The organism is Pseudarthrobacter sp. NamE2 (assembly GCF_005796205.1).
Classification (GTDB): domain Bacteria; phylum Actinomycetota; class Actinomycetes; order Actinomycetales; family Micrococcaceae; genus Arthrobacter.
Genome location: NZ_VAHN01000001.1, coordinates 63,166 through 88,468, shown reverse-complemented (window position 1 = coordinate 88,468; position 25,303 = coordinate 63,166). Strand labels below are relative to the sequence as shown.

The window sequence follows — 25,303 nt, the reverse complement described above, 5'->3', positions numbered from 1 at the left end:
GCGTCCGCCTTTCAGTAATTGGCCCGACAAAGTTCCCTTGGCACTCCAGGACCTATCAGGAGTTCGTCGACGCCGCTACAATCCCAAATCAATGGCAGAGAGCCAATTTGAAGGGAGTCCGGTGCACCGCAGACCAAACATTCTCTTCATTTTGAGCGATGATCAGGGGCAGTGGGCCCTCGGTTGTTCAGGCAACGATGAGATCCTCACTCCGCATCTGGACGCTCTCGCTGAACGTGGTGCCCGCTTGGAGAATTTCTTTTGTGCCTCACCCGTCTGCTCACCGGCTCGGGCGACCTTGCTCACGGGGGCTGTACCGTCCGGCCATGGAGTGCATGATTTTCTCGTGGGGCATGAGGCGGGCGAAGCGGGAGTCGATTTTCTCGAGGGCCAGCCCCTGTTCACTGCCACCTTGGCGGACAACGGATACAGTCTTGGCTTCGTCGGGAAATGGCATCTTGGGGCCAGTGACCGGCCGCGGTCCGGGTTTAGATACTGGTACGCCTTGGAAGGCGGCAGCAGCGACTATCACGAGGCAACGATATACAGGGGATCAGCTAAAGAGACTCCCCTTGCCTATCTCACGGATGTCTTTGCTGATGAGGCTATCGCCTTTATGGAAGCGAGTGCCAGAAACCCGGAACCATTCTTTCTATCCCTGAATTTCACAGCCCCGCACAAGCCGTGGACAGGCCAGCACCCGGAGCGCTTTGAGCGGCTGTACAGGAATTGCAGCTTCGACTCCTGTCCGCAGGAACGAGCACATCCCTGGCTGGCTACGAAAAATGGCGCGGCTATTGCGGGCGAATCCGATACCAGGGCTGCCCTGGTCGGGTACTTCGCAGCTGTCACCGCCATGGATGAGGCTGTCGGCAGGGTTTTGAACCGTCTGCGGGAACTCGGCCTGGCGGAGGACACCTTGGTCGTTTTCTCGAGCGACAATGGGTTCAACTGCGGCCACCATGGGATCTGGGGAAAGGGCAACGGAACTTTGCCTTTAAACATGTACGACTCATCGATAAAGGTTCCCGCGATCTTCGCCTTTCCTGGCAGGATTCCAGAAGGCCAGGTCCTGAGCGACCTAGTGTCCGGCTATGACATGGCCGCGACTCTATTGGAGCTAGTGGGTATTGATTCATATGAGTTCGAGCAGGGCCCTGGCAGAAGCTTCGCGAGGCTCCTAGCTGATGGCTGGAGTGAAGCGGAACGGCGCCCGGTTGTGGTGTATGACGAATATGGCCCCGTCCGCATGATCCGTACCCATGATTGGAAGTACGTGCACAGGTACCCTCTCGGTCCACACGAACTCTACGATCTTCACTCGGATCCCGACGAGCGGAGAAACGAGATCGGCAACCCCAGCAATGCTGGGCGAATAGCCGATCTGCGCCGACAGCTCCATTCTTGGTTTTCGCTTCATGCAACTGCGCTACGCGACGGCTGCTGCCTCCCGGTCAGCGGCGGCGGGCAAGCAGAGATGGTTAGGGAGGATCCCCTAAATGCATTTATTCCACGGGAGATCTCGTAGTTCTGTGAGTTCACCTTCTGTATGGTTCCGGTGGCTCATCCACATCCCCCTCTAACAGCGGATCAGACGATTCCTCCATGAAGCGATCCAGGTCCTCCGACAGCCCGGCTTTGAGCTCGGCATGATGCTCCGATTGAGCGAGATTGGACAGTTCCCAAGGGTCGTCTCCCAGGAGATAGAGCTCCTCCCTTGGACGCGGCCCGAGGTGCCCATTTCCCATTCCCGCCCTCGTTTCACTGTTTTCCAGATCAGCCGGAAGAGGAAGCAGTGGTCCGTTCACGTAGTTGCGGATGTATTTTGCATCGTTAGTGCGAATTGCACGCATGGGATCATATCGATCGTGATATGTCTTCTCAAAAAAGAGCTCCCTCGTCTCGTTCAAGTCACGGGTCGCACCGAGCAATAGGGGGGCCAAGCTCCTGCCAGCCAGTTCCTCCCGCACTGATCCCCCGGCCAGCTCAACAAGTGTGGGTGCGATATCCAAGTGGCTCGCCAGCGTCTTGACCCGGGCGGGTGGGACACCCCATTGAAGCGGAGGACGAATAAGCAGGGTCACTTTGACGCCCGAATCGTAGAGGGTGCTCTTTGCCCTCGGAAATGCCGCCCCATGGTCCGTGGTAAAGATGACGATGGTGTTGCTCGCATCCGGGCTGGCGTCGATGGCTGACAGGATCAGCTCAAATGCTTCGTCCATCTGCCGAATGGCGCCATAGAATCCCGCGATGTCAGCACGTGTATGCCCGTTGTCAGGCAGGTACGGCGGTACGTCCACAGATGCGGGATCGGCCGGACGGTAGTCCTCCGGAGGCCATGGCCGGTGAACTTCCCACATCCCAATGGTGGCAAAGTAGGGGCTGCCGTTCTGGTTGTGTGCGTACCAGCGCTGTACCAGCCGGGCTACTTCCAGGGCCCGGGGAATGAACCCGAGACCTAGAACTTCGTCAAAACCCAGCACGCGTGCGTCGAAGTCCTCGTGTTGCAGACCGATCAGCGTCGTGTGGTAACCAAGGGGTGACAGCATCTCAGGCAGCGTCCTGACCCCTTCAGCGTAGCGCCATCCCTGGTGGGTAAGCCCCATCAGGCCATTTTGGTGGGGCATCTGTCCCGTGAAGAGTGAGGAACGTGCAGGTGTGCACAGTGGAGCAGTCGCAAATGCTGAATCAAAGACCAGAGAGTGTTCGGCGAAGTCTTGTAAGCGGCTGTCTGGAACTCCTCGGTATCCATAGGTGCTCAACCAATCCCCAAGGTCGTGGCAGTGGATGAGCACAATGTTGGGTTGCCTTTGAGAGTGCGCCGGTTCGCCAAGTATCGACATGAGCGTCTATCCCTTGACGGCCCCGCCGGTGAGCCCGGCAACAATTTGTCGGTTAGCGACGATAGCGAGAAGGATGATGGGAACGGCGGTGACAACTCCCACCGCGGCCATTGCTCCGAACTTTATCTCCTGAGGTTGGATCAGCGCGGCGATGCCCACCGTAATCGGTGCCTGTGAACCACCTGTGGTGAACACCAGGCCGAAGAGGAACTCGTTCCAGACCTGAATGGCCGTGAAGATGGCCACCGCGGCTATGCCAGGTGCCGCGAGAGGCAACATAACCGTCCGGAAGGCGCCGAATTCACTGGCGCCATCTATCGCTGCCGATTCGCGCAGTTCACCAGGGATGGTGTCGAAGTAGAACTTCGTCATGATCGTGGCGAACGGGAGATTGAACACGGTATTGAGCAGGATAAGCCCAGTGAGGCTGTTAACGAGGCCGTAGTTGGTCAGCGTCGCATAAAGCCCCGGGACCAGAGTCATCGGAGGGATAACCTGGAGCAGGGCGGAGACCGAAAGCACCGTTACAACAACCCGGTTGGACCATTGCAACTGGCTCAGGCTGTAGCCGGCAAGCGCACTAATGACGAGTGTGATCGCGGTCGCTGAGATGACGAGCAAAATACTGTTGATGACCTGCCCACCGAAAACCGCGCGGGGATCAAAAATCTCCGCGAAGTTATCGACGGCGAATTCAGCGCCCCAGCCCATCGAGATGATGACCCGTGGTTTCTGGAGTGAAATGAAGATCATCCAGATCAGTGGAACGATGGTGATGATGGCCGCTCCGATAACAATCAGGCGGGCGATCCAGTGACCGCCGTCCTGTTTTGAAGCTCCAGTTCGCTGCCGAGCCTCGGTTCCGCGGGAGGCAGTTTGGACTTCAGGCACGGGACAACCTCCTGATAAGTGACCGGGAAACGAACACGAGGATGAGTACAAGCAGGACCAACAGCACGACCGTAACGCTCAGGGCAGCGCCGTAGCCGTATTCAAAGGCGTCAAAGAACACGGAGCGCAGGTAAATCGAGATGACGGTCGTGGCTGTACCTGGCCCGCCGAAGGTGAGGAGGTACATCTCATCGAACACCTTCACACCCATGATGATCCGGATTGCCGCAGCACCCAGTATGGCTGGCGCGAGGAGAGGCAGGACGACGAATCGCACCCGCTGCATGTAACTGGCGCCGTCAACGCTGGCTGCCTCAAGCACCTCCGGATCAAGGCCCCGCAGCGCCGTATAGACGAACAGGAAAACTATCGGCGTCCAGTGCCACACGTCGACCACGATGACACTGGCCATCGCCCCGAAGTTGTCACCCAACCAGGCCTGGGGGTTTATTCCGAAGCTGATCAGTATCCGGTTCAGCAGGCCGATCTGGGGACTGAGAATGAGCAGCCAGATAACACTGATGACAACAGGGGCAATGATGGCAGGCCAGATGATGACATTCTGTGCCAGCTGTTGCCCGCGGATCAGGCGCTCCGTTGCCAGGGCCAGCAGTACGCCCAGCACCAGGGTGAGGACAACGGTGGAGGTGATAAAAACAGCAGAATTCCACAGTGAAATACCGAACACTCTGTCCGACATCATCTCCGTAAAGTTGTCGAAACCGACCGGCCTCCACAAGAAGTTACCCGCGACCAGCCGGACCCTTCCGAAGGCCATCCAGACAAGCTGCCCGACCGGAAATGCAACCAGTACCAGGAAGAAGATCAAGAGGGGCAGGACCGAGAGGTACTTGAACCAGTGAATCTGCTTCCGCCGGTGCATGCGTTGCTCGTGCGGCCGGTCCACATCCCGTCCTCCGGAAGTGGCACCGGCCCTGGCCGTGGTGCTCATTTCAGGAAGCCTGCCTTTTCGACGACCTCGGTGAGACGGTCCTGCATTACAGAGATCGAATCCTCCAAGTTCCTGGTACCGGCAAGGTACTCGCCAATGGCCGGATCAGTGACGTCGAGCAGGGCGGGAGTGAAGGGGTACCGCAGGCCACCGCGGATATCTTCTTCTGAATCAATGAGGACCTGAAGTTCCGGCCGTTGGCTGGTAACGTCCGCACGCGTGGTCACACCGCCGTAACCTTCCCATTTCTGCATGGTGTCTTTGCTGGTAAGCCAGGTCAGGAAATCGTAGGCTGCAGCTGAACGGTTATCAGGCAGTCCCGTCGGAACACCCATCGTCCACGTACCGCTGACGGGTGTGCCGCCCGGCAATTTGGCGTAACCGATCTTGCCGGCAACCCGGGAGGCAGCCGGGTTCTCAAGCGGGACAGCGTTGGCTGTCACAAGGGCTGTCTGCAGAACATCCCCGCTTTGCATAAGGGAAATCGCTTCGGCCTGAGCTATCGTTTGCGGTGCTGCCGGCCCGATGTCGGCCAGCTCCTTGAACTTCGTCAAGGCCTGCCTGAATTCAGACGAGTCAACGGCTGGTTTCCAATTCCCGCCGGTCTCATCTTCAAACCACTTCCCCCCATAGGAGTACAGCAAGGCGCTGAAGTCGTACGACGGCGTCTTACCCCTCACCACGAAGCCGTTACCGACAGCACCTGCTGCCTTGGCTGCGTTCCCATTGGCGACGACGTCGTCCCAAGTCGTCGGGACATTGAGACCCAGCTGTTGGTAAAGGTCGGTCCGGTACATGAATTCATGGATATTGCCGTTGATGGGCAGGGAATAAGGTGTTCCGTCCGGGGTAGTACTGCGTGCGTCCGCATCCCAGCGGCCAATTCCAGCGAATTCGATAAGGTTCTCGTCCCATTCGAAGTCCGAGTTCACGTCTGTGAGTGGCTGTACCCACTCGTTGTCGTAAAACTGCCCGACCCATTGTTCATTGATCAGGAATAGATCGAAGGCATTCGAGCCGCTTTGGGCGGCATTGGCCTCTTGGGTCAGCAACCCGTCAAACGGAAATGACGTGAGGTTTATTTTGATGCCTTTTTCGCTCTCGTAGTCAGCGATGACTTTCTTGTAGCCCTCCAACCAGGGCGCTTCGACGGCAGGCAGGTTAAGTTCTGTCACGGCTTCATCCGAGGTATCCCCTCCAGGCGTGCAGCCGGTGACAAGACCAAGTGCAGCGGCGGCTGCGACAAGCCCTTTCGCAGGGGCCGATGGCTTCTTCATTGCTATTCTCCTTTGAATCGTCAAGACTCTTCGCTCGCGCCCCAGGCAACTAAGCTTTCAAAGAACCTGCCAGACGCAGCATGTTTTGGGATGGGTAACGTTGCACGCAAGATTTGTCAGGTGAGGGTCGAATGTTTCTCTCCTTCTCAGCTGCTTGGCCCGCGAGCGGGGGAAGATTCTGTAAACGTGACCCCCAAGGGAAAACCGCTGTCGGTACCAGCGATCTCAACGAGGGCTGCATAGAGGTCGGTTACGACATCGAGGTGCTCTTTCCAAAGATCTGTCGTTTCCGAAGGGTCCTGCACCACGTCGTACAGTTGGCCGACAGGGCGGTCCGGGCTGAGGTTGTTGCCCTGGGGCTCCGAAAGCCCGCCCCCCGATCCCGTGGCGAAGATGGCTTTCCACCGTCCGCGAAGGATTGAGAAGGCCCCGCCCATGCTGTGCAGAACAAGCGGCACCTCCTCATCAGCGGAAGCCCCCAGCAGGACGGCAGAGCGATCGACGCCGTCGGGGGCAGCAGTAGCGGGCAGCTCCAAATCCAGGAGGGCCGCGATACTGGGGAGGAGATCAATGAGACCGAAAGGCGAGTTACCCACCACCCCCCGGTTTATTGTTCCCGGCCATCGGGCAATCAGGGGCTCCCGATGACCGCCGTCCCAGGCATCGCCTTTTTGCCCTCGCCAAGGGCCATTTGCCCGGTGCACTTGAGTGTCTCCGTCATCAGGGAAGATGGTCGGAGCTCCGTTATCGCTGGTAAATATGAAGAGGGTGTTATCGAGAAGGCCGGCCTCGCCAAGGGCATTACCCAGCTCACCCACCATCCAGTCAACAAAAACGACCGAATCACCGCGGGGTCCAGCCTGCGAAGAACCTCTAAGGAACGCAGGGGGGACCTGGGGCCGGTGCGGGGCCGAAGGAGCGAAATACAGGAAGAATGGACTTTTGCCGTCCTGGCGCCGGATGAAGTGGACCGCTTCCGCCGTGAACCGGAGGTCCACTTCACGTTCGTCCCAATCATCGGATTCAAAACCAGGCCGCTGACTGGGCAGGAAGCGCCTCTTCTTCCGCCTCGGAACCCCCACCGTACGGTCCTGCTGCAAAAAAGCATAGGGCGGCATGTTGAGGGAACCGGCAATGCCAAAGAACTGATCGAAACCCAGTTCAAGCGGGCCTCCAGTGAAGGGCTTCGAGTAATCAATGTCAACGCCGGAGTCCCAATCCATGTCCCGATGCTTCACGAGAGGATCGCCAAGCTGGTATTCAAGGGGATCTGAACCGCTGAAGGCATCCCACGTAGTGCCATCAAAATGTTTCCACCCCAGTCCCAAATGCCATTTACCGATTGCTGCGGTGGCATATCCTGCAGTTTTCAGCACTGATGCGAGGGTGCCCCGGAAGGGCTCAATCAGAGCAGGACCGTGACCCATCAGCACCCCTTTTTTCAGCGGGCTGCGCCAACTGTACCGGCCTGTCAGAAGGGAATATCGGCTGGGCGTGCAAACCGCAGACGCTGCATGGGCGTCCGTTAGCCGAACCCCTTCGGCCGCAAGTGAATCTATGTTCGGCGTCGCGATCCTGTGCGCTCCATAGCAACTGAGGTCCCCCCAGCCAAGGTCATCGGCCAGGACGAGAACGACATTTGGTCTCGTCTTACTGTTCATGGCTATCCCCTCTCCCTCCCCATTGCTCGCCCCGATGAGTGTTGCTCCGCTCGGCTTCCACCGACTCGAACCATCGGTTCAGTTCTGCTTCCATCCGAGCCACAACAGTGGGATAGCGAGCGGCGACGTCGTGCCGCTCCCACTCGTCCTCGCTGATGTCGAAAAGTTGGACGGGCCCTGGTTCAGGCAGCGAACGTACGCTGGGAGGCCCGTTGACAGGTTCTGGATAGAGCTCTGGGCGGACCTTTATTTCAGCATCGATCCTCTCGTCCTCCGGATCCAGATCCAGAGTTCCGGCGAGGGCCGGGTGAACCAGTTTCCAGCGCCCGTCCCGCATCGCCGCGTTCGACGCCAACATGGGTTGGTAGCGGGTCCACTGCCAGAAGCGGGGGCCGTATTCCACTTTTGAACCGGTAAAGACAGGGCGCAAGTCCTGACCATCAAGGGGCAAGCCGCTCGGGTTTTCTGCTCCAGCTACTCCCAGAAGAGTGGGGTACCAGTCAACGAAATGGGCGAATTGGTTTGTGCTCCCTGGAGTGACGCCCTCGGGCCAGTGCAGAATGAGCGGAAGCCGGATGCCGCCGTCGTAAACGTATTGCTTCGCGCCCTTCAGGCCGGCGTTAAATCTGGCCGCCGAATGGACGCCTTCTCCACCATGGTCCGGTCCGTTGTCGCTGGTGAACAGGAATATGGTTTTGTCTGAAAGGCCCGCATCCACCAGCGCCTGCCTAATCCGTCCAACCCCTCGATCCATCGCCTCAACCATGGCGTAGATGGTCGCGACCACCTCGTTCGGGGCCGCCGAACGATGCCTTCCGATGAGCTCGCTCGGGGCTTGGAACGGAAAGTGAGGGGCGTTAAAGGCCACATGGAGAAAAAACGGCTCACCGGCATGGCGTTGGATGAACTCCACCGACTCGTCCGCAAGGACGTCAGTGAGATACCTGCCATCCGGATGTAGACGTTTCCCCTGCACTTCCAGGTTCCATTGCCAGTAGTCCTGCCAACCACCACGGAACCCGACAAATTCCTCAAAGCCCCGCTCTCCGGGGGCATACGCCTCCCCGATCGCCCCCGTGTGCCATTTTCCTATCAGGCCTGTTCGGTAACCGCTGGCCCGCAGGGCAGCGGCCAGAGTGACTTCGGCAAGGGAAAGTCTGTCCGTCCCCCGCGCCTCTAAAGTATCGATCACGCCAGTCCGCTGTGGATAGCGGCCGGTGAGGAAGGCAGCACGGGCGGGGGCACAAACTGGGGAAGCTGAGTAGTGCTGGGTGAAGACGAGCGAGTCAGATGCAAGAGAATCGAGTTCCGGGGTGGAATTCAGCTGACCATTTACGAATCCAAAGTCGCCATAACCCATGTCATCGGCCAAGATAAGGACGATGTTGGGGCGCGAAAGCTGCTGGCTGGCCCGCATATTCCATTCAAACACCGGCGAATTTGCAGAACAACGCGGTCAAGCTACTCTTCCGATAAGCTTTACTTATGCAGCTGCGCCAGCTCGAAATCTTCAGCGTTTTGGCTGATGAATTGCATTTTGGGAGAGCGGCCGCCCGTTTGCGGATATCGCAGTCAGCGCTGAGCCAGCAGCTGCAGAAACTGGAGATTTCTCTTGGCACCCAGCTGGTGGTTCGCACGAGCCGGGAGATCAGCCTTACTGAAGCTGGCACGTTGTTTCTGGAGCCAGCGAGACAAACGCTGGCAACGGCGGACAGGGCGGAGCTTCTCCTCCAGGACTACAAGGCAGGACGTGCGGGTCGGATTGTCATCGGTTCCTTGGGGGCAGGTCTCAACGGACCGCTGCCGGAGATCATCCGGAGATTTCGGATTACTTCACCCACCAGCGTGATCGAGTTAAGGCACTTCCGCGATAGCACATCGCAAGAGCATGCCATCCTCACAGGAGCACTTGACGCCGCGATTCTGAGGCGTGTTGCGAACCAGCGATCGATCCGGACAGTGAAGCTCCTGGATGAATCATTCGTTGTCTTCTTCCCGAACCACCACCGGCTGGCGGGCCGCTCCCTCGTCTCCCTTGCAGAGCTGAGCGAAGAAAATTACGTTCTCTGGCACCGGCACTTTGGCTCATCGTTTTATGACCTGATCATTGATGCCTGTCGAGAGCATGGCTTCCAGCCGAACATTGAGGCTTTTGGCGATACCTTGGAAGCACAACTGGCGCTCGTTGCCGGAGGCGTAGGCATATGCATCCAATCGGCATCACACGCCTCCATCACCCGGGTTGGAGTGAAGTCCGTCCCTTTGGACCCTCGTGATATCGGTGCGTCACTCTGGTTCGCCCACCGTCGCTGGCACGACTCTCCGGTCGTTGCCAAACTGGTCGAAGTAGTAGCCGATGGGGCCGGGAACTGGACACTGGCCGACCCGGCACCTTGAACCTATCCGCTGGCACTGCCATGATTCGAGGTACTGCTGACATCAGCAATCTCATTCACATTTCGGATGAGGGAGGACGATGACACGCGCCATAGTTGTTATGTTCGATAGCCTGAACCGGGAGTACCTTCCCGCATACAACGCCGAGACCCCTGTGAGCACGCCCAACTTCGCCCGGTTGGCCCGCCGAACTGTCACCATGGAAACGTCCTACGCCGGGAGTATGCCCTGTATGCCGGCGAGGAGGGAGCTCCATACCGGCCGATACAACTTCCTGCACCGGGGGTGGGGGCCAATGGAGCCTTTTGATGACTCTGTTCCGGAGATGCTGCGGGCTGCCGGCGTGCACACCCACCTGGCGACGGATCACATGCATTACTGGGAGGATGGCGGAGCTACGTACCACACGCGTTACTCGACCTACTCATTGATCCGGGGGCAGCAGGGGGACCCCTGGAAAGGTGAGGTCGCTGATCCGCCGCCCGCCAACGACTTGCGTGTTCACCGGTTAGGCACCTGGCGGCAGGACCAGATCAACCGCAAGTACATGGCAGAATTCGCCGACCACCCTCAGATCCGGACCTTTGATGCAGCCGAGGAGTTCATCCGCACCAACCACCTCCAGGACCGCTGGATGATCCAGGTGGAAACGTTCGACCCCCACGAACCGTTTTTCAGCACGCCTGACTTGAATGCGAAATACGACGATCCCAGCTACACCGGTCCGGAGTACGAATGGCCGGAATACATGGAGGACATCGAAGACAATCGGGTGCGCAACCATGTCCGTAACCGGTACTCGGCACTGACCGAACTCTGCGACCAGTCATTGGGCCGGGTGCTGGACCTCATGGACGAGTATTCGATGTGGGAGGACACGCTGCTCATTGTGTGCACCGACCACGGGTTTTTCCTGGGCGAACACGGATGGTGGGGTAAGAGCGTTCAGCCGTGGTACGAGGAAGTCATCCACACCCCGCTATTCCTTTGGGATCCTTCCTCCGGGAGGGCCGGATCCCGCCACAACGGGCTCGTCCAGACGATCGATATAGCGCCTACACTCTTGGAACACTTTGGCCTAGAGCCAACATCGGATATGCAGGGTATCTCCCTGCCTTCGGTTCTGCGGAATGAAAGACCAGCCCACGACTTCGTTTTGTTCGGTGCCTTCGGAGGCCAGGTCAATATTACGGACGGAAGGTACGTGTACATGCGCACATGCACCAGCCCGGACAACTCTCCGCTGCACGAACACACGCTCATGCCAACCCACATGCGCGGCTTCTTCACCTTGCACGAACTCTCCGGGGCCGAACTCGCCCAACCGTTTACCTTCACCAAAGGCTGCCCCGTTCTGCGCTCCCCCGCGGCAACCATGGGAAACCCCCGCTCGCTGGGCACACTCCTGTTTGACCTCAAAACGGACCCTCACCAAACGACGCCGCTCTTGGACGAAGACCTGGAGCTACGGATGTGCAAAGCCCTCGTGGATCTCCTGAAGCGCAACGACTCACCCCGCAGCCAGTTCGAGCGGCTGGGTCTTCCCGAAGAGGGACCAGTGGGAAAAGAACACCTAAGCTGCGCAAGGCAAAAACCGGAATTCACCTTCTTACCGCCCAGTCACTTCCCCGCCGGGACGCCAAGCGTTCACACGCCAATCGCAGACCTGCTCGCCGACCCGGCAACCCGTGCCATTTTGGAACGGTACCTTGACCGCAAACTCCTCACAGGGCTCTTTCCCCGGATCTCCGGCCCAGTTTCCCTCTACCGCGCTACAGTCGCACTGCGAGGAACGATCAGCTGGCCAACCCTCCAACAAGTGGCAGTGGAACTGAGATCGGCTGCATCCTCAAGGGACATGCCGGAACCCCCCTAATAGCTAGCGGAAGAGGCATCGCAATATGGGCACCTTCACTCAGTGACGTCCCTTCCCCTTAAACTGAAAGGGCCCAGACAAACTTAGGGCTATCGAGTACCAGATTTCTGATGAAGGTTGCGAGGCCGTCTTACTGACATGCAAAGTGATGGAGGCGATATGGACCCAACGTCAAACGCCAATTCATCCGGTGACTCACCAATGAGCAACACTACAAACTGCTGCTCATCGCCGAGGGAACCCCTTATAAAAACGCGACAGCCCCGTGTTCTTCGCCAGACACGCTCCCTGCAGGGTGCAAGGCACCAGGACGTCGGCCTTAGCGGCGGCCGCTTCGCCATGGGTGATGCCTTCGCAGAGGGCTATCCCTCGGACGGCGAGACTCCGGTGCACGAGGTGAAGCTGGACGGGTTCAGGATTGACGCGACTCCTGTGACCAACAGCATGTTTGCTGACTTCATCAGAGAAACTGGATACTGTACCGAGGCGGAACAGTATGGAACTTCAGCCGTGTTCCATATGCTGGTTCGGGCCCAACCCCGCGACATTCTCGGTGCCGCTGCCGGCGCGCCATGGTGGCTGAACGTGCGGGGTGCCAATTGGGCACATCCCGCAGGGCCGTCCTCGAGTTGGGAGGACATCGAAAATCACCCAGTGGTCCATGTCTCTCATCACGATGCCCTTGCCTACTGCGCCTGGGCTCGGCGCCGACTGCCCACAGAAGCAGAATGGGAATATGCGGCCAGAGGAGGGCTGGAGGGCATGCGGTACTGCTGGGGTAATGACCTGACCCCCGGCGGGGAACACCGTTGCAATATCTGGCAAGGGACATTCCCGAAAATCAACACGCGCGACGACGGGCATCTGGGCACCGCCCCAACAAAATCCTTTCCGCCAAACGGTTACGGGCTGTACGAGATGGCCGGAAACGTCTGGGAATGGTGTGGCGACTGGTTCTTGCCGAAGTATTACCGCAACTCCCCCACAGATAATCCACTAGGGCCAAGTATTGGGGCCGGGCGCGTCATGCGCGGCGGCTCCTACCTGTGCCACGACTCGTACTGTAACCGCTACCGGGTCGCGGCCCGCACCTCCAACACACCAGACTCCTCCTCGGGTAACTGTGGCTTCCGCACTGTTGCAGCCAGCGGAGATGAACCATAAATCGCTCAGTTGCTGCTTCAAGGCCGCCCCAAAGCGAGGAGGGAGCCCATTAGGGCACACCCAAACCTGACGTCAAGGCCACTTGAGAAGGGCAAATGTCGCCTACGCGCGGAGCTACGGGCTTGTTCTCAGCAGCCCGCGAGTAACAGCATGTGACATCGCCACCGCTTGCCCCAACCGGATTCAACAAATCCGGATTCCTTGGACTTTTTCGCGTGTCTCGGGACAGTTACCTTGGTTTCCTTCCCATCCGGACTGTCAGAGTGGAGTCTGAGAACATCGTGAGTAGGCGTCAATAATGCGGGAAATTGACATCATTCTGACGCCACTCCGGGAAGTAGAAACTTGATTGCGCAGTACGGCACCGCAGCCTTACAAGCCCTGCGTGATGTCCCCGGGCTGGATCGTCACCACCTGGAACAGGCCGGTTTCCTCGCTGGCGTCCGCACCGGTCATGCCAACGACGGCGACGGGCATGTGCGATACCAGCAACCCGCTCGGCTGCAACAAACACGTCCAATCACCGAAGGGGTAAAGACCGCCCGCTTAACTGCAGTCAGTCGAGTAGCGCTACGCCGAACTCAGCGACGACGGCCCGCAATTCCCTGAGGTAGCGCTGCGCTTGGTCGGTAAGCGGAATCGCGGCGTGGCCGATCCAGCCGATCTCGATGCGTTCGTCAACGTCGAGCGGGATGGCGACGATCTCCGGGTCGAGCTGCCCGCTGATGATGCCCGTCGAGATCGTGTAGCCGTGGAGCCCGATCATGAGGTTGAAGATCGTCGCACGGTCAGAGACTCGGATCTCCTGCTTACTGGACAAGGTGGAGAGAATCTCCTCGGCGAAGTAAAAAGAGTTGTTCGCACCTTGATCGAAGGTTAGCCGCGGCAAGCCGGCGAGATCGGCGAGAGTCGCACGCTCTTTTGAGGCGAGCGGGTTGTTCCGTGAAATGAAAATGTGCGGTTCGGCGAGGAAAAGCGGAGTGAACGCGAGCCCGGATTCCCGGAGTAGCTTGTCGATGATCTTCCGGTTGAAATCGTTCCGGTAGAGGATGCCTATCTCGCTGCGGAGCGTCCGGACATCCTCGATGATGTCCCAGGTGCGGGACTCACGCAGCGAGAACTCGTATTCGGCCACCTCAGTGGCCTTGACCATCCGGACGAAGGCGTCCACCGCGAACGAGTAGTGCTGCGTTGACACCCCGAGCAGACGTCGCGTCGGTGGCCTACCAAGGTAGCGCTGCTCGAGGAGAGCGAACTGCTCGACGACCTGCCTCGCATAGCCGAGGAACTCTACCCCGTCGGCGGTGAGGGTGACCCCGCGGGCGGAGCGAAGCAGGAGCGCACGGCCCACCCGGGCCTCAAGGTCCTTCATCGCTGCGGACATTGTCGGCTGCGCTACGTAGAGAAGATCGGCAGCCGCGGAGATCGACCCCTCAGCTGCAACTTCTATGAAGTAGCGGAGCTGCTGCAGGGTCAGTCCGCTCGAAAGCTGTGGCATAGGAAAATTCTATATGAGTGCATAGAAACCCCTAGTTACTCGATACCTCCGGAAGGCTGCAACATGGATACATCCCCTTCTGAAAGGCCGTCTCCGGCCCATCATCAACGGATTGGCAACGCATGGCAGACGACTTCACCTTCAGCATCACCACGACCCGCTTCAACGAGGACTACTCCCCGTCGGAAGGCTCCCGGATCACGACGAATTTCGCCAACCTGGCACGGGGCGAGCACCGCCAGGAGAACCTCCGCAACGCCTTGACCATGATGCGGCGCCGCTTCAACGACCTCGCAGGCTGGGACAACCCAGACCGGGACCGTTACACGCTCGAGCTTGAGATCGTCTCCGTGCAGATACAGTTCACTGCGGAAGGCACGGATCAGCAGTTCCCGCTGTTCGAGGTTCTCGACATCCAGATCGTCGACCAGCTGAACGGGGTCCGCCACCACGGGATCGTCGGGAACAACTTCTCCTCCTACGTCCGTGACTTCGACTTCAGCGTCGTACTGCCAGCGGCAGCAGGGGACTCAGGCAAGCCCACCGTTCCCGAGGACTTCGGCGATCTTCACGGCAAACTGTTCCAGCACTTCCTCGATTCCCCGGAATGCCAGGAACGCTTCCCGCAGCCGCCAGTGGTGTGCATCAGCGTCTCCACGAGCAAGACGTACCGGCGAACGGGGAACCGTCACCCAGTCCTGGGCGTCGAGTACCAGCAGGACGAGTTCTCGCTGACGGACGCATACTTCGGAAAGATGGGGCTGCAGGTTCGCTACTTCATGCCACGCGGCAGCGTTGCGCCGCTCGCCTTCTATTTCCGCGGCGACCTGCTCAACGACTACTCCAACCTGCAGCTCATCGGCACGATCAGCACCATGGAGACGTTCCAGAAGATCTACCGCCCGGAGATCTACAACGCGAACTCCGCCGCCGGCCCCGTCTACCAGCCGAGCCTGGGAGAGCAGGATTACTCGCGGACCCAGATCGCTTACGACCGCGTCGAGCGCAGTCAGCTCGCGATCACGCAGGCGAAGTACACGGAGGAGCACTTCATCACGCCCCACAAGGATCTGTTGGACCAGTGGACCGCCAACTACCCCGCTCTCGTCAACTGACCCACGGAGAATCGTCAATCATGAACACACTTTTGCCCACCACCGTTGTCGGAAGCCTGCCGAAACCATCGTGGCTCGCACAGCCGGAGACTCTTTGGTCCCCGTGGAAGCTGGAGGGAAATGCGCTGCTCGAGGGCAAGCAGGATGCGCTGCGCATTGCCATCCACGAGCAGAGCCGACGCGGCATCGACATCGTCAGCGACGGCGAGCAAACCCGCCAGCATTTCGTCACGACCTTCATCGAACATCTCAGCGGGGTCGACTTTGAACAGCGCAAGACCGTGCGCATCCGCGATCGCTACGACGCGAGCGTGCCGACCGTCGTCGGAGCGGTGCGCCGCGAGCGGCCGGTATTCGTCCGAGACGCGATGTTCCTCCGCGCAGCCACCGACCGGCCGATCAAATGGACTCTTCCCGGTCCAATGACGATGGTGGACACGCTCTACGATGACCACTACAAGAGCCGCGAGAAGCTGGCCTGGGAGTTCGCCACGATCCTGAACCAGGAGGCGAAAGAACTAGAGGCGGCCGGCGTGGACATCATCCAGTTCGACGAGCCCGCGTTCAATGTCTTCCTCGATGAGGTCAAGGACTGGGGCGTGGCTGCGCTTGAGAGAGCGGCAGAAGGGCTGCGTGCGGAGACCGCCGTGCATATCTGCTACGGCTACGGGATCAAGGCGAATACTGACTGGAAGGCGACGCTCGGCTCACAGTGGCGGCAGTACGAGGAATCGTTCCCGCTGCTGCAGAGCTCCAGCATCGATATCATCTCGCTGGAATGCCAGAACTCCCACGTGCCCATGGACCTCATCGAGCTCCTCCGCGGCAAGAAAGTCATGCTCGGGGCAATCGACGTCGCAAGCGAGACCATCGAGACCCCGGAGGACGTCGCCAACACCCTCCGCAAGGCCCTGCAGTTCGTTGATGCGGACAAGCTCATCCCCAGCTCTAACTGCGGCATGGCACCGTTCCCCCGGGACGTCGCACTGGCCAAGCTGAGTGCTCTCAGCGCAGGGACGAACATCATTCGCGAGGAACTCGACCGCTCCGCACCCAAAGTGTCATAACGATGTTTCACGCCTACCCCGCAGACACTTGGCTCGAAGCTCCGAAGCAAAGCTTCCCGCCCTCCCTCTCGGCCGACGAATTCAAAGCACTGTTCCGTGGCCACCCAGGAGGAGTCGCCGTCATCACCGCGGATGCCGGCGAAGGACCGGTGGCACTGACGGTATCGTCGGTCGTGTCAGTGAGTGCGGAACCTCCGTTGCTGATTTTCTCGGTCTCGGCACTATCCTCTGCGTCCGAGGTGCTTTCGCGCGCCGAAACCGTCGTCGTGCACCTGCTGGACGCGCACGACGTCCACTTGGCGAAGTTTGGAGCGACCCCCGGCGCCGACCGCTTTGACCAGACGCACCGCTGGTCGGCCCTTGCAACCGGCGAAGCGGTGTATGACGATGTCCGCGCCTGGGTGCGCTGCGCCGTCATCAATCGCATGGAGATGGGGACCTCCACAATCATCGCCGTTCACGCCCTAGAGTCCCGCGTGATGCGTGACGTCCAAGCGGGCGAACCCGGCGACGCTCTGGTCTACCACAACCGTTCATGGCACCGTCTGGGCGAAGATTCCAAGCTTGAAGGCTGAGCGCCGCGCCAAAAATGCCAGGCAGCAAGCCGAACGGCTCACGACGGCGGGAGCACAACTCCCACCGTCGTACTCGTTAACATCGGAGCGTCCATCGACTCCCTGAACGGCTCGGATGCAACCCTGTTCTACACGCATGCGACGCTTCGGTTCGCCCTCAAGAAGCTCCCACCGAAAGCGTTAAAACGGCGTAATTGTCCAGAGTTCTTTGGACAATTAACGACGGTCACACCTCCCGCCATGCTGCAGCCCTTCAGAATCATTCAGGAGATTCAAAAATGACCACATCCCCACATTCCCCATCTGCCGCACCCAGTGCCGGACTTGGTAATCAAGCAGACGAAGCACAGGTCCTGGCCGAGAAGCGCTGGAATGTGCAGTTGCTTGGGCTCCTAATGGTCCTGACTTTTGGGACTGGAATCGTCGATGCAGTCGGTTATCTCGCCCTTGACCACGTCTTCATCGGAAACATGACGGGGAACGTGGTGATACTGGGCATGGCCATGGCGGGAGCAGATGGGCTTCCAGTGCTAGGTCCTCTGACAGCGATGGTGTGTTTCTCAATCGGCGCCGCGGTGACCGGGCTGGTACTGAGAAAACGATCTGCGGAATGGCGCCAGCCAATCACGGTGCTGCTGCTTGTCGCCGGGCTCCTTCTTTGCTCCGTCGGGGCCCTAGCCTCCCTGGTCGATAATAACCTCACCACCGACGTCCGAGTGATCATCTCTTCATTGGCGGCAGCTGCTATGGGAATTCAGGCATGTGTAGCCCGAAAGCTCGCGGTCCGGGAAATGACAACCGTGGTCGTCACCTCCACCTTAACCGCGTTGTCGGGTGAGCTTTTCCTCGTAACGGGGCACAAGGGATTGCTGAACAGGAGAAGTGCTGCGATTGTTGTGCTTCTTCTTGGGGCGGCTCTTGGCGCGCTGCTTGCCGGCGCCGGAGCCGGCCCTGCTTTGATCGTTTCCGGAGCCCTGATAGTTGTTGTGGCATTGCTGGGGCAATGGGGAGCCCGGATTCATCGTTCCCGTCTATCTACCTGAGCGGAGGCGCCGAAGAGGCAAAGAACGGGTGGCCTCCACCAAGCGAAGCCAGTAGCCTCTGGTAAGGGTAAGTCGAAGCGTATTCGACTTACCCTTTCCTGCCTTTTGAATCACTGCTGGGGCCTCGTTTGGTCGAGCCCATACCGTTACCGCCTTAACTCGTTAAGTCCGGAAACCTGGCAGACCGGCGGAATATCCTCCGCTTAGAGCACACCCCAACCTGACGTCAGGCTACACTTTCGAAAGTGTCAGAGTAGCGTTGCATTCTTACTTTCCCGACAGCAGCCGGCGGGTTCTATGACCTCAACCTGACACCCACGAGTCCGTCGATGTCCCAATTTGTGGGAGGCAACTGCATTGCTGGCCTCCGGAAACGGTCTTTGGGTCGTGAGCGGCGCAAGTGCCTTCTATGCTCGTTGCTGTTGAGAAGTCGTGCGGAGCCGCGGCCGCGTGTACTCCCCTCCACCGGGCATTCGTCCAGCACGCCAACTGTCAGCCTCTCCGAGGAGTACTGAGCCCCGGAAAAGCTTCCCGCTACGTCTATTCCGAGATCTTGCCTGACGAGACCAAAGAAACTGAGACCAAAGAAACTGCCGCAGCCTTCATGCGCAACGCGATCGCGGCGTTCTCCGCCAAAGGGGTGAAGATCCAGCGTGTGCTCACTGATAACGGTTCCTGCTACCGGTCCAAAGCCTTCGCCCAGGTCTTGGCCGAAGCCGGGATCCGCCACAAACGCACCAGACCCTACCGGCCGCAGACGAACGGAAAAGTAGAACGCTTCAACCGCATCCTCCTGGAAGAGTGGGCCTACGCCCGGCCCTTCGTCTCAGAAATCGAACGCCAAGCCTGCTACCAGGACTTCATCGAGCACTACAATCAGGCCAGGCCTCACACCGCACTAAAAGGCGCCTCACCCGCCAGCCGCGTCACCAACCAACCGGGTTAGTACACCTAGAAGTCCCAGTCCTCGTCTTCGGTGTTCACGGCCTTGCCGATCACGTAGGACGAACCTGACCCCGAGAAGAAGTCGTGGTTCTCGTCAGCGTTCGGGGACAGCGCCGAGAGGATTGCCGGGTTTACGTCCGTGACGGAGGACGGGAACATCGCCTCGTAGCCCAGGTTCATCAGGGCCTTGTTAGCGTTGTAGTGCAGGAACTTCTTGACGTCCTCAGCCAGGCCCACTTCGTCGTACAGATCGTGCGTGTACTGGACCTCGTTCTCGTACAGTTCGAAGAGCAGCTCAAACGTGTAGTCCTTGATCTCCTGGCGGCGCTCCTCGGACAAGGTCTCCAGTCCGCGCTGGAACTTGTAGCCGATGTAGTAGCCGTGCACGGCCTCGTCGCGGATGATCAGGCGGATCAGGTCGGCCGTGTTCGTCAGCTTGGCGCGTGAGGACCAGTACATGGGCAGGTAGAAGCCCGAGTAGAACAGGAAGCTCTCCAGCAGCGTGGAAGCCACTTTGCGCTTCAGGGGATCGTCGCCCTGGTAGTAGTCCATGACGATCTGGGCCTTCTTCTGAAGGTTCTCGTTCTCGGTGGACCAGCGGAACGCCTCGTCGATCTCCTTGGTGGAGGCCAGCGTGGAGAAAATGGACGAGTAGCTCTTGGCGTGCACCGACTCCATGAACGCGATGTTCGTGTAAACGGCTTCCTCGTGCGGGGTCAGCGCATCGGGGATGAGGGAGACGGCGCCGACGGTGCCCTGGATGGTGTCCAGCAGGGTCAGACCAGTGAAGACGCGCATGGTGAGCTGCTGCTCGGCCGGCGTCAGGGTGTTCCAGGACTGGACGTCGTTGGACAGCGGCACCTTTTCCGGCAGCCAGAAGTTGTTGACGAGCCGGTTCCAGACCTCCACGTCCTTGTCGTCCTGGATGCGGTTCCAGTTGATGGCCTCGACGTGGCTCAGAAGCTTGACCTTCTCGGTCATGTCATCCCCTCATTGTTGGGTTGTTCTCTAAGTTAAAGCGTACGACGGCGGGCGGTTGCCCGCCGTCGTAATCAACCTGAAACGGTTGTCATAGGGCGCAGCTGACGCAGCCCTCCACCTCGGTCCCTTCCAGCGCGAGCTGGCGGAGGCGGATGTAGTAGAGCGTCTTGATGCCCTTGCGCCACGCGTAGATCTGGGCCTTGTTGATCTCGCGGGTGGTGGCGGTGTCCTTGAAGAACAGCGTCAGGGACAGGCCCTGGTCCACGTGCTGGGTGGCAGCGGCGTAGGTGTCGATGATCTTCTCGTAGCCGATCTCGTACGCGTCCTGGTAGTAGTCCAGGTTGTCGTTGGTGAGGTACGGCGCCGGGTAGTAGACGCGTCCGATCTTGCCTTCCTTGCGGATCTCGATCTTGGCCGCCACCGGGTGGATGGAGGAGGTCGAGTTGTTGATGTAGGAGATCGAACCCGTGGGCGGCACGGCCTGCAGGTTCTGGTTGTAGATGCCGTGCTCCATGACGGAGGCCTTCAGCCCGCGCCAGTCATCCTGGGTGGGAATCCGGTGGCCGGCGAAAAGTTCGCGGACACGCGCCGTCTCCGGAGCCCACTCCTGCTCGATGTACTTGTCGAAGAACTCCCCCGATGCGTACTTGGAGTTCTCGAAGCCGCCGAACTTCTGCCCGGTTTCAATGGCCAGCCTGTTGGAGGCTCGCAGGGCGTGGAACAGCACCGTGTAGAAGTAGATGTTGGTGAAGTCCAGGCCCTCTTCGGAGCCGTAGTGCACCCGCTCGCGGGCCAGGTAACCGTGCAGGTTCATCTGGCCCAAGCCGATGGCGTGGCTCTTCGCGTTGCCCTCGGCCACGGACGGCACCGAGTTGATGTAGGACATGTCGGACACCGCGGAAAGCGCGCGGATGGCCGTCTCGATGGAAGCACCGAAGTCCGGGGAGTCCATGGTCTTGGCGATGTTCATCGATCCGAGGTTGCAGGAGATGTCCTTGCCCACGGTCTGGTAGGTGAGGTCCTCGTTGTAGAGGGACGGCGTGGACACCTGCAGGATCTCCGAGCAGAGGTTGCTCATGGTGATCTTGCCGGCAATCGGGTTGGCCCGGTTCACGGTGTCCTCGAACATGATGTACGGGTAGCCGGACTCGAACTGGATCTCGGCGAGGGTCTGGAAGAACTCACGCGCATTGATCTTGGTCTTCTTGATACGGGAATCGTCCACCATCTCGTAGTACTTTTCGGTGACCGAGACGTCCGAGAACGGCACACCGTAGACGCGCTCGACGTCGTACGGCGAGAACAGGTACATGTCCTCGTTCTTCTTGGCCAGCTCGAACGTGATGTCCGGGATGACGACGCCGAGGGAGAGGGTCTTGATGCGGATCTTCTCGTCCGCGTTCTCCCGCTTGGTGTCCAGGAACCGGTAGATGTCCGGGTGGTGGGCGTGCAGGTAGACGGCACCCGCGCCCTGGCGGGCACCGAGCTGGTTGGCGTAGGAAAAGCTGTCTTCGAGCAGCTTCATCACGGGGATGACGCCGGAGGACTGGTTCTCGATCTGCTTGATCGGTGCGCCGTGCTCGCGGATGTTTGTCAGCGAGAGGGCAACGCCGCCGCCGCGCTTGGAGAGCTGCAGTGCGGAGTTGATGCCGCGGGCGATCGACTCCATGTTGTCTTCGATGCGCAGCAGGAAGCAGGAGACCAGCTCGCCGCGCTGGGCCTTGCCGGCGTTGAGGAACGTGGGCGTTGCCGGCTGGAAGCGGCCGTCAATGATCTCGTCCACCAGGCGGGTGGCCAGTTCCTCGTTGCCACGGCCCAGGTGGAGGGCCACCATGCAGACACGGTCCTCGTACCGCTCCAGGTAGCGCTTGCCGTCAAACGTCTTCAGCGTGTACGAGGTGTAGAACTTGAAGGCGCCCAGGAAGGTTTCGAACCGGAACTTCTTCTTGTAGGCACGGTTGAACAGTTCACGTATGAAGTTCATCGTGTACTGGTCCAGTGTTTCGCGCTCGTAGTACTGGTTCTTCACCAGGTAGTCGAGCTTCTCCTCCAGGTCATGGAAGAAAACGGTGTTGTTGTTGACGTGCTGCAGGAAGTACTGGTGCGCGGCCTCACGGTCGGCCTCGAACTGGATTTCGCCGCTGGGACCGTACAGGTTCAGCATGGCGTTCAGCTCGTGGTAGCCCAGGCCCTTGTAAGCGGCCGGCAACTCGGGCTTCTGGGCCCTGGTTACTTCTGTGTCTGCGACAGTCGTGTCCAAAACATGTCCAATCCCTGGTTGACCCTGGCAACGTCTTCCGGCGTTCCCATGAGTTCGAATCGATAAAGATGGGGTATCTGGCATTTGGCGGCAATGATGTCCGCTGCCAGGCAGTAGTTGTCCCCGAAATTTGTGTTGCCGGCACCGATGACCCCACGAAGCAGCTCCCTGTTGCGGGGGTTGTTCAAGAACCTGATGACCTGCCTGGGGACGGATCCCTCTCCCCCGGTGCCGCCATATGTCGGCACCACCAGCACGAACGGCCGGGTGGCGAGCAGGGGTGCGTCCCTTGGATAAAGCGGAATCCGGGCCGCCTCACGGCCGAGCTTCGAGACGAAGCGGCTGGTGTTCTCGGAAGCCGAGGAGAAATAGATGAGCTGGCTGCTGGTTGGAACCAGTTCCGCATCATTCTGCGGACGGGCCGGCGGGGACACCTCCACGCGCTGAGCCGCGTGTCTTTGCGAAGCCGTGTGGTCTTGCTGTGCTGTTGGTGCTGCCATTGGAGTCACCTCAGCTTGATGGTTGTTGCCGGCAGGAAAAGCAGGGCTCCTAGGCCACGGAGGAAACGGCCGAAAGGGCCAGTTCTTCGATCTTGTCCGGACGGAAGCCTGACCAGTGGTCCTGGTCGGTGACCACAACGGGTGCCTGCATGTAACCCAGTGCCTTCAGGCGTTCGAGGGCCTCAGCGTCCTGGGAGATGTCAACGCTCTGGTAGGTGATGCCCTTCTTGTCGAGCGCACGGTAGGTGGCGTTGCACTGAACACAAGCAGGCTTGGTGTAAACCGTTACGGTCATGGTCGCTGTCCCCTTTTGTCGAAATCGTCGCTGGTCCGGTGTCCCCGTCCAAGCTGTATGTCGATACTACATGTAGTGCAGACGCCTCTTTGGAACCCCAAGATGATGTATTACAAGTATGTCATTTAATGCACCGTTAATCCACAGGCAGGGCCCTTCAAAATGTCCGGAATCCCGGCGATCTGGCGGACAGAATCCACATCCTGTGGAGTAGTTAGGCACATTTAAACCCCAGCGTGTCGTGGGAAAGACGGCGTGTCGCGCCAACCTGCGAAGGATCACGGAGGCATCGGAAAGGGGTCCGGGAGTGGCCTTGGGAACCACGCCCCGTGATTAACGGCACGACGGCGGCAGTCGCCCGGGTGCAGCGCCCGATGAGGGCACAGGAGAAGCAGCGCACGCTTGCAGTACTGTGGGCTGGTGGTAAATCCGGTGCACCTGAAGACCCTCATGGAGGTTACGCGGCTCGGGTCATTTGCAGCCGCAGCAGCAACGCTGGGCTACACGGCCTCCGCCGTCTCCCAACAGATGTCTGCTCTGGAACGTGACACGGGCGTTGTCCTGTTCCAGCGGTCAGCGCGGAGCGTCGTTCCCACGGAAGCCGCCGTCGTTATGACCCGCCACGCCGCGAAGGTGCTGACGGACATCGAAGCGCTGATGGCCGCAGCCGCCAGAACCCAGGACGGCGCCAGCCAGGAACTTCGGCTGGGGATCTTCCCCAGCCTGGCAACGTACGTCCTGCCCAGGATCCTGAAGAATCCGGCGTGGAAGAATCTCGGCATCGACCTGAAAGTGTCCGTTGCCGAACCCGGCCAAACCATTCAGGGGCTGCGCGCCGGCGGGGACCTGGACCTCGCCGTCGTGTTCCAGGTGGGCCAAACCGGAGTGGCCTGGCCTGCCACCATCAACAGGCGGTGGATCGGCGACGACGACTTCCGGGTTGTCCTGCCCTCAGGCTGGGGCTTCCGGCCGGACGCGAATGTGGCTGCGGAGCATCTGTCCGAGATGCCGTGGATCATGCACCACCCGGGGACCAGCGATGCCATGGTCATCGAGCGGCTGTTCGCCGGCTGCAACCTCCACCCCCGGGTGGTGGCGCACAGCGACGACTTTCATGCCAGCCTGGAGATGGCGGCTGCAGGGCTGGGCGCGGCACTGGTTCCGGAACTCGCGCTCCGGCACAAGCCCGCGGGCGTGGTGGTACTGGATGTTCCCGAAATCCGGCTCGCCCGGAACGTCTTCGCGCTGCTGATCAATGACAGGAAGACCGCACGCGTGCAGCTTTTCGTGGACCTGATGGCTGAAACGCTTGCGGGCATGCGCACGGCCGTGAATTAGGCCTGAATGCTGGAATGCTCTGCAGTTCAGGTCTATGTTGAACTTATGAGCAAGGTAGCGAGCCAGCACTTTGGAGAGATCGAGCTCAATCACGGCAGGGATCACTCGGTCGCCGCGAAGCACGAGTTGCGCGGCCACCCGCTGGAACTCGACCTGAACATTACCGCCCACGACCACTTCGATGAAGCAGCGTTGCGGAAGGTGGACTACCGCCTGCGGTTCCTGCCGGAGCTGGTGGACGAGGTCAAGGACATGATTGCCGAGGAGCTGGAGCAGGAAGGCACCAGCCCGTGCGAGTACCTGCATTTTCACTGCAGCGCCCTCAAGGACGAGCACCTGCATAAGGTATTCGGCGTCGAGGAACGCAGCCAGCTCACCAACGATGTCTTCCTGAAGGCGCTCAAACTTGGGCATGTGGGCATCTACCCCGGCCAGCCCGAACGCTACTTCGTCCTTGACTTCACCCTTGGCGAGCACTTCACGGATGAAGTCCTGGTGGCCTCCGCCGATGAGGACGGTGTTGTTGACGACGAGATTGTCTGGTCCTGACTCCCCCGCCCACCGAAAAATAACGACGGCGGCCGGTCACCACAGGTGACCGGCCGCGTTCGCCTGCTTCTTAGCT

At 59.7% G+C, this 25,303-nt stretch carries 21 protein-coding genes and 1 pseudogene; 11 read left to right on the top strand and 11 right to left on the bottom strand.

Annotated elements, in window-relative coordinates:
- Positions 1–91 precede the first annotated feature (91 nt).
- The gene (locus FDW83_RS00410) at positions 92–1,528 is read left to right on the top strand and encodes a sulfatase-like hydrolase/transferase (RefSeq protein ID WP_138135657.1); all 1,437 of its coding nucleotides are present in this window, start codon (positions 92–94) and stop codon (positions 1,526–1,528) included.
- Positions 1,529–1,538: 10 nt separating this feature from the next.
- Here the strand turns inward: FDW83_RS00410 and FDW83_RS00405 are convergent, their stop codons facing one another.
- From FDW83_RS00405 to FDW83_RS00380, 6 genes are all read right to left on the bottom strand, one after another.
- A complete protein-coding gene (locus FDW83_RS00405; protein WP_138135656.1) occupies positions 1,539–2,843 on the bottom strand; it encodes a sulfatase in 1,305 nt (434 codons plus the stop codon).
- A gap of 6 nt (positions 2,844–2,849) precedes the next feature.
- Complete coding sequence (locus FDW83_RS00400; protein WP_240720785.1) at positions 2,850–3,734, bottom strand: carbohydrate ABC transporter permease; 885 nt, start codon at positions 3,732–3,734, stop codon at positions 2,850–2,852.
- Positions 3,727–4,686 carry a carbohydrate ABC transporter permease gene (locus FDW83_RS00395; RefSeq protein WP_138135655.1) on the bottom strand — a complete coding sequence of 320 codons (960 nt, stop codon included), beginning with the start codon at positions 4,684–4,686 and terminating at the stop codon, positions 3,727–3,729. The genes FDW83_RS00400 and FDW83_RS00395 overlap by 8 nt, the downstream gene beginning before the upstream one ends.
- Complete coding sequence (locus FDW83_RS00390) at positions 4,683–5,963, bottom strand: extracellular solute-binding protein (protein WP_138135654.1); 1,281 nt, start codon at positions 5,961–5,963, stop codon at positions 4,683–4,685. The genes FDW83_RS00395 and FDW83_RS00390 overlap by 4 nt, the downstream gene beginning before the upstream one ends.
- A 146-nt stretch (positions 5,964–6,109) precedes the next feature.
- A complete protein-coding gene (locus FDW83_RS00385; protein ID WP_138135653.1) occupies positions 6,110–7,624 on the bottom strand; it encodes an arylsulfatase in 1,515 nt (504 codons plus the stop codon).
- Positions 7,614–9,056, bottom strand: coding sequence for a sulfatase-like hydrolase/transferase (locus FDW83_RS00380; protein WP_138135652.1), 1,443 nt, complete (start codon positions 9,054–9,056; stop codon positions 7,614–7,616). Before FDW83_RS00380 ends, FDW83_RS00385 begins: the two co-directional genes overlap by 11 nt.
- Positions 9,057–9,109: 53 nt before the next feature.
- On the opposite strand from FDW83_RS00380, the gene FDW83_RS00375 reads away from it, so the two are divergent.
- From FDW83_RS00375 to FDW83_RS00365, 3 genes are all read left to right on the top strand, one after another.
- Positions 9,110–10,021 (top strand): LysR substrate-binding domain-containing protein, encoded by a 912-nt coding sequence (locus FDW83_RS00375; protein ID WP_138135651.1) that lies wholly within the window; start codon positions 9,110–9,112, stop codon positions 10,019–10,021.
- Positions 10,022–10,100: 79 nt separating this feature from the next.
- Complete coding sequence (locus FDW83_RS00370; RefSeq protein WP_138135650.1) at positions 10,101–11,897, top strand: sulfatase-like hydrolase/transferase; 1,797 nt, start codon at positions 10,101–10,103, stop codon at positions 11,895–11,897.
- Between the two features lie 201 nt (positions 11,898–12,098).
- A complete protein-coding gene (locus FDW83_RS00365) occupies positions 12,099–13,061 on the top strand; it encodes a formylglycine-generating enzyme family protein (protein WP_138136080.1) in 963 nt (320 codons plus the stop codon).
- A gap of 556 nt (positions 13,062–13,617) precedes the next feature.
- On the opposite strand, the gene FDW83_RS00360 is transcribed toward FDW83_RS00365, so the two are convergent.
- Positions 13,618–14,559, bottom strand: coding sequence for a LysR family transcriptional regulator (locus FDW83_RS00360; protein ID WP_138135649.1), 942 nt, complete (start codon positions 14,557–14,559; stop codon positions 13,618–13,620).
- 122 nt (positions 14,560–14,681) lie between these two features.
- On the opposite strand from FDW83_RS00360, the gene FDW83_RS00355 reads away from it, so the two are divergent.
- The 5 genes and pseudogenes from FDW83_RS00355 to FDW83_RS00335 all read left to right on the top strand — a co-directional run.
- Positions 14,682–15,674, top strand: a complete 993-nt coding sequence (locus FDW83_RS00355; RefSeq protein WP_138135648.1) for a DUF1852 domain-containing protein — start codon at positions 14,682–14,684, stop codon at positions 15,672–15,674.
- Positions 15,675–15,694: 20 nt separating this feature from the next.
- Complete coding sequence (locus FDW83_RS00350) at positions 15,695–16,741, top strand: methionine synthase (RefSeq protein WP_138135647.1); 1,047 nt, start codon at positions 15,695–15,697, stop codon at positions 16,739–16,741.
- A gap of 2 nt (positions 16,742–16,743) precedes the next feature.
- Positions 16,744–17,316, top strand: coding sequence for a flavin reductase family protein (locus tag FDW83_RS00345; RefSeq protein ID WP_138135646.1), 573 nt, complete (start codon positions 16,744–16,746; stop codon positions 17,314–17,316).
- Positions 17,317–17,594: 278 nt separating this feature from the next.
- Positions 17,595–18,359 carry a YoaK family protein gene (locus FDW83_RS00340; RefSeq protein WP_138135645.1) on the top strand — a complete coding sequence of 255 codons (765 nt, stop codon included), beginning with the start codon at positions 17,595–17,597 and terminating at the stop codon, positions 18,357–18,359.
- Between the two features lie 529 nt (positions 18,360–18,888).
- A pseudogene (locus tag FDW83_RS00335) lies at positions 18,889–19,305 on the top strand (integrase core domain-containing protein); the annotation flags it as partial.
- Positions 19,306–19,310: 5 nt separating this feature from the next.
- Here FDW83_RS00335 and nrdF read toward each other — a convergent pair.
- The 4 genes from nrdF to nrdH form a co-directional block, all read right to left on the bottom strand.
- Positions 19,311–20,285: a class 1b ribonucleoside-diphosphate reductase subunit beta gene (gene nrdF / locus FDW83_RS00330; RefSeq protein ID WP_138135644.1), complete on the bottom strand. Its 975-nt coding sequence runs from the start codon at positions 20,283–20,285 to the stop codon at positions 19,311–19,313.
- Positions 20,286–20,373: 88 nt separating this feature from the next.
- A complete protein-coding gene (gene nrdE, locus FDW83_RS00325; RefSeq protein ID WP_138136078.1) occupies positions 20,374–22,494 on the bottom strand; it encodes a class 1b ribonucleoside-diphosphate reductase subunit alpha in 2,121 nt (706 codons plus the stop codon).
- Positions 22,495–22,514: 20 nt separating this feature from the next.
- Entirely contained in the window at positions 22,515–22,985 is a 471-nt protein-coding gene (gene nrdI / locus FDW83_RS00320) for a class Ib ribonucleoside-diphosphate reductase assembly flavoprotein NrdI (protein ID WP_138136079.1), read from the bottom strand.
- A 109-nt stretch (positions 22,986–23,094) separates the two neighbouring features.
- Entirely contained in the window at positions 23,095–23,340 is a 246-nt protein-coding gene (nrdH, locus tag FDW83_RS00315; protein WP_013601222.1) for a glutaredoxin-like protein NrdH, read from the bottom strand.
- Positions 23,341–23,760: 420 nt separating this feature from the next.
- On the opposite strand from nrdH, the gene FDW83_RS00310 reads away from it, so the two are divergent.
- Positions 23,761–24,678, top strand: coding sequence for a LysR family transcriptional regulator (locus tag FDW83_RS00310; RefSeq protein WP_138135643.1), 918 nt, complete (start codon positions 23,761–23,763; stop codon positions 24,676–24,678).
- A 45-nt stretch (positions 24,679–24,723) separates the two neighbouring features.
- Complete coding sequence (locus FDW83_RS00305; protein WP_138135642.1) at positions 24,724–25,227, top strand: DUF2004 domain-containing protein; 504 nt, start codon at positions 24,724–24,726, stop codon at positions 25,225–25,227.
- Positions 25,228–25,303 lie beyond the last annotated feature (76 nt).

Excerpts from the sequence above, each read along its gene's own strand:
- FDW83_RS00410 (WP_138135657.1), top strand. The coding sequence starts at position 92 with ATGGCAGAGAGCCAATTTGAAGGGAGTCCGGTGCACCGCAGACCAAAC.
- FDW83_RS00405 (WP_138135656.1), bottom strand. The coding sequence starts at position 2,843 with ATGTCGATACTTGGCGAACCGGCGCACTCTCAAAGGCAACCCAACATT.
- FDW83_RS00395 (WP_138135655.1), bottom strand. The coding sequence starts at position 4,686 with ATGAGCACCACGGCCAGGGCCGGTGCCACTTCCGGAGGACGGGATGTG.
- FDW83_RS00390 (WP_138135654.1), bottom strand. The coding sequence starts at position 5,963 with ATGAAGAAGCCATCGGCCCCTGCGAAAGGGCTTGTCGCAGCCGCCGCT.
- FDW83_RS00385 (WP_138135653.1), bottom strand. The coding sequence starts at position 7,624 with ATGAACAGTAAGACGAGACCAAATGTCGTTCTCGTCCTGGCCGATGAC.
- FDW83_RS00375 (WP_138135651.1), top strand. The coding sequence starts at position 9,110 with ATGCAGCTGCGCCAGCTCGAAATCTTCAGCGTTTTGGCTGATGAATTG.
- FDW83_RS00370 (WP_138135650.1), top strand. The coding sequence starts at position 10,101 with ATGACACGCGCCATAGTTGTTATGTTCGATAGCCTGAACCGGGAGTAC.
- FDW83_RS00365 (WP_138136080.1), top strand. The coding sequence starts at position 12,099 with ATGAGCAACACTACAAACTGCTGCTCATCGCCGAGGGAACCCCTTATA.
- FDW83_RS00360 (WP_138135649.1), bottom strand. The coding sequence starts at position 14,559 with ATGCCACAGCTTTCGAGCGGACTGACCCTGCAGCAGCTCCGCTACTTC.
- FDW83_RS00355 (WP_138135648.1), top strand. The coding sequence starts at position 14,682 with ATGGCAGACGACTTCACCTTCAGCATCACCACGACCCGCTTCAACGAG.
- FDW83_RS00350 (WP_138135647.1), top strand. The coding sequence starts at position 15,695 with ATGAACACACTTTTGCCCACCACCGTTGTCGGAAGCCTGCCGAAACCA.
- FDW83_RS00345 (WP_138135646.1), top strand. The coding sequence starts at position 16,744 with ATGTTTCACGCCTACCCCGCAGACACTTGGCTCGAAGCTCCGAAGCAA.
- FDW83_RS00340 (WP_138135645.1), top strand. The coding sequence starts at position 17,595 with ATGACCACATCCCCACATTCCCCATCTGCCGCACCCAGTGCCGGACTT.
- nrdF (WP_138135644.1), bottom strand. The coding sequence starts at position 20,285 with ATGACCGAGAAGGTCAAGCTTCTGAGCCACGTCGAGGCCATCAACTGG.
- nrdH (WP_013601222.1), bottom strand. The coding sequence starts at position 23,340 with ATGACCGTAACGGTTTACACCAAGCCTGCTTGTGTTCAGTGCAACGCC.
- FDW83_RS00305 (WP_138135642.1), top strand. The coding sequence starts at position 24,724 with ATGAGCAAGGTAGCGAGCCAGCACTTTGGAGAGATCGAGCTCAATCAC.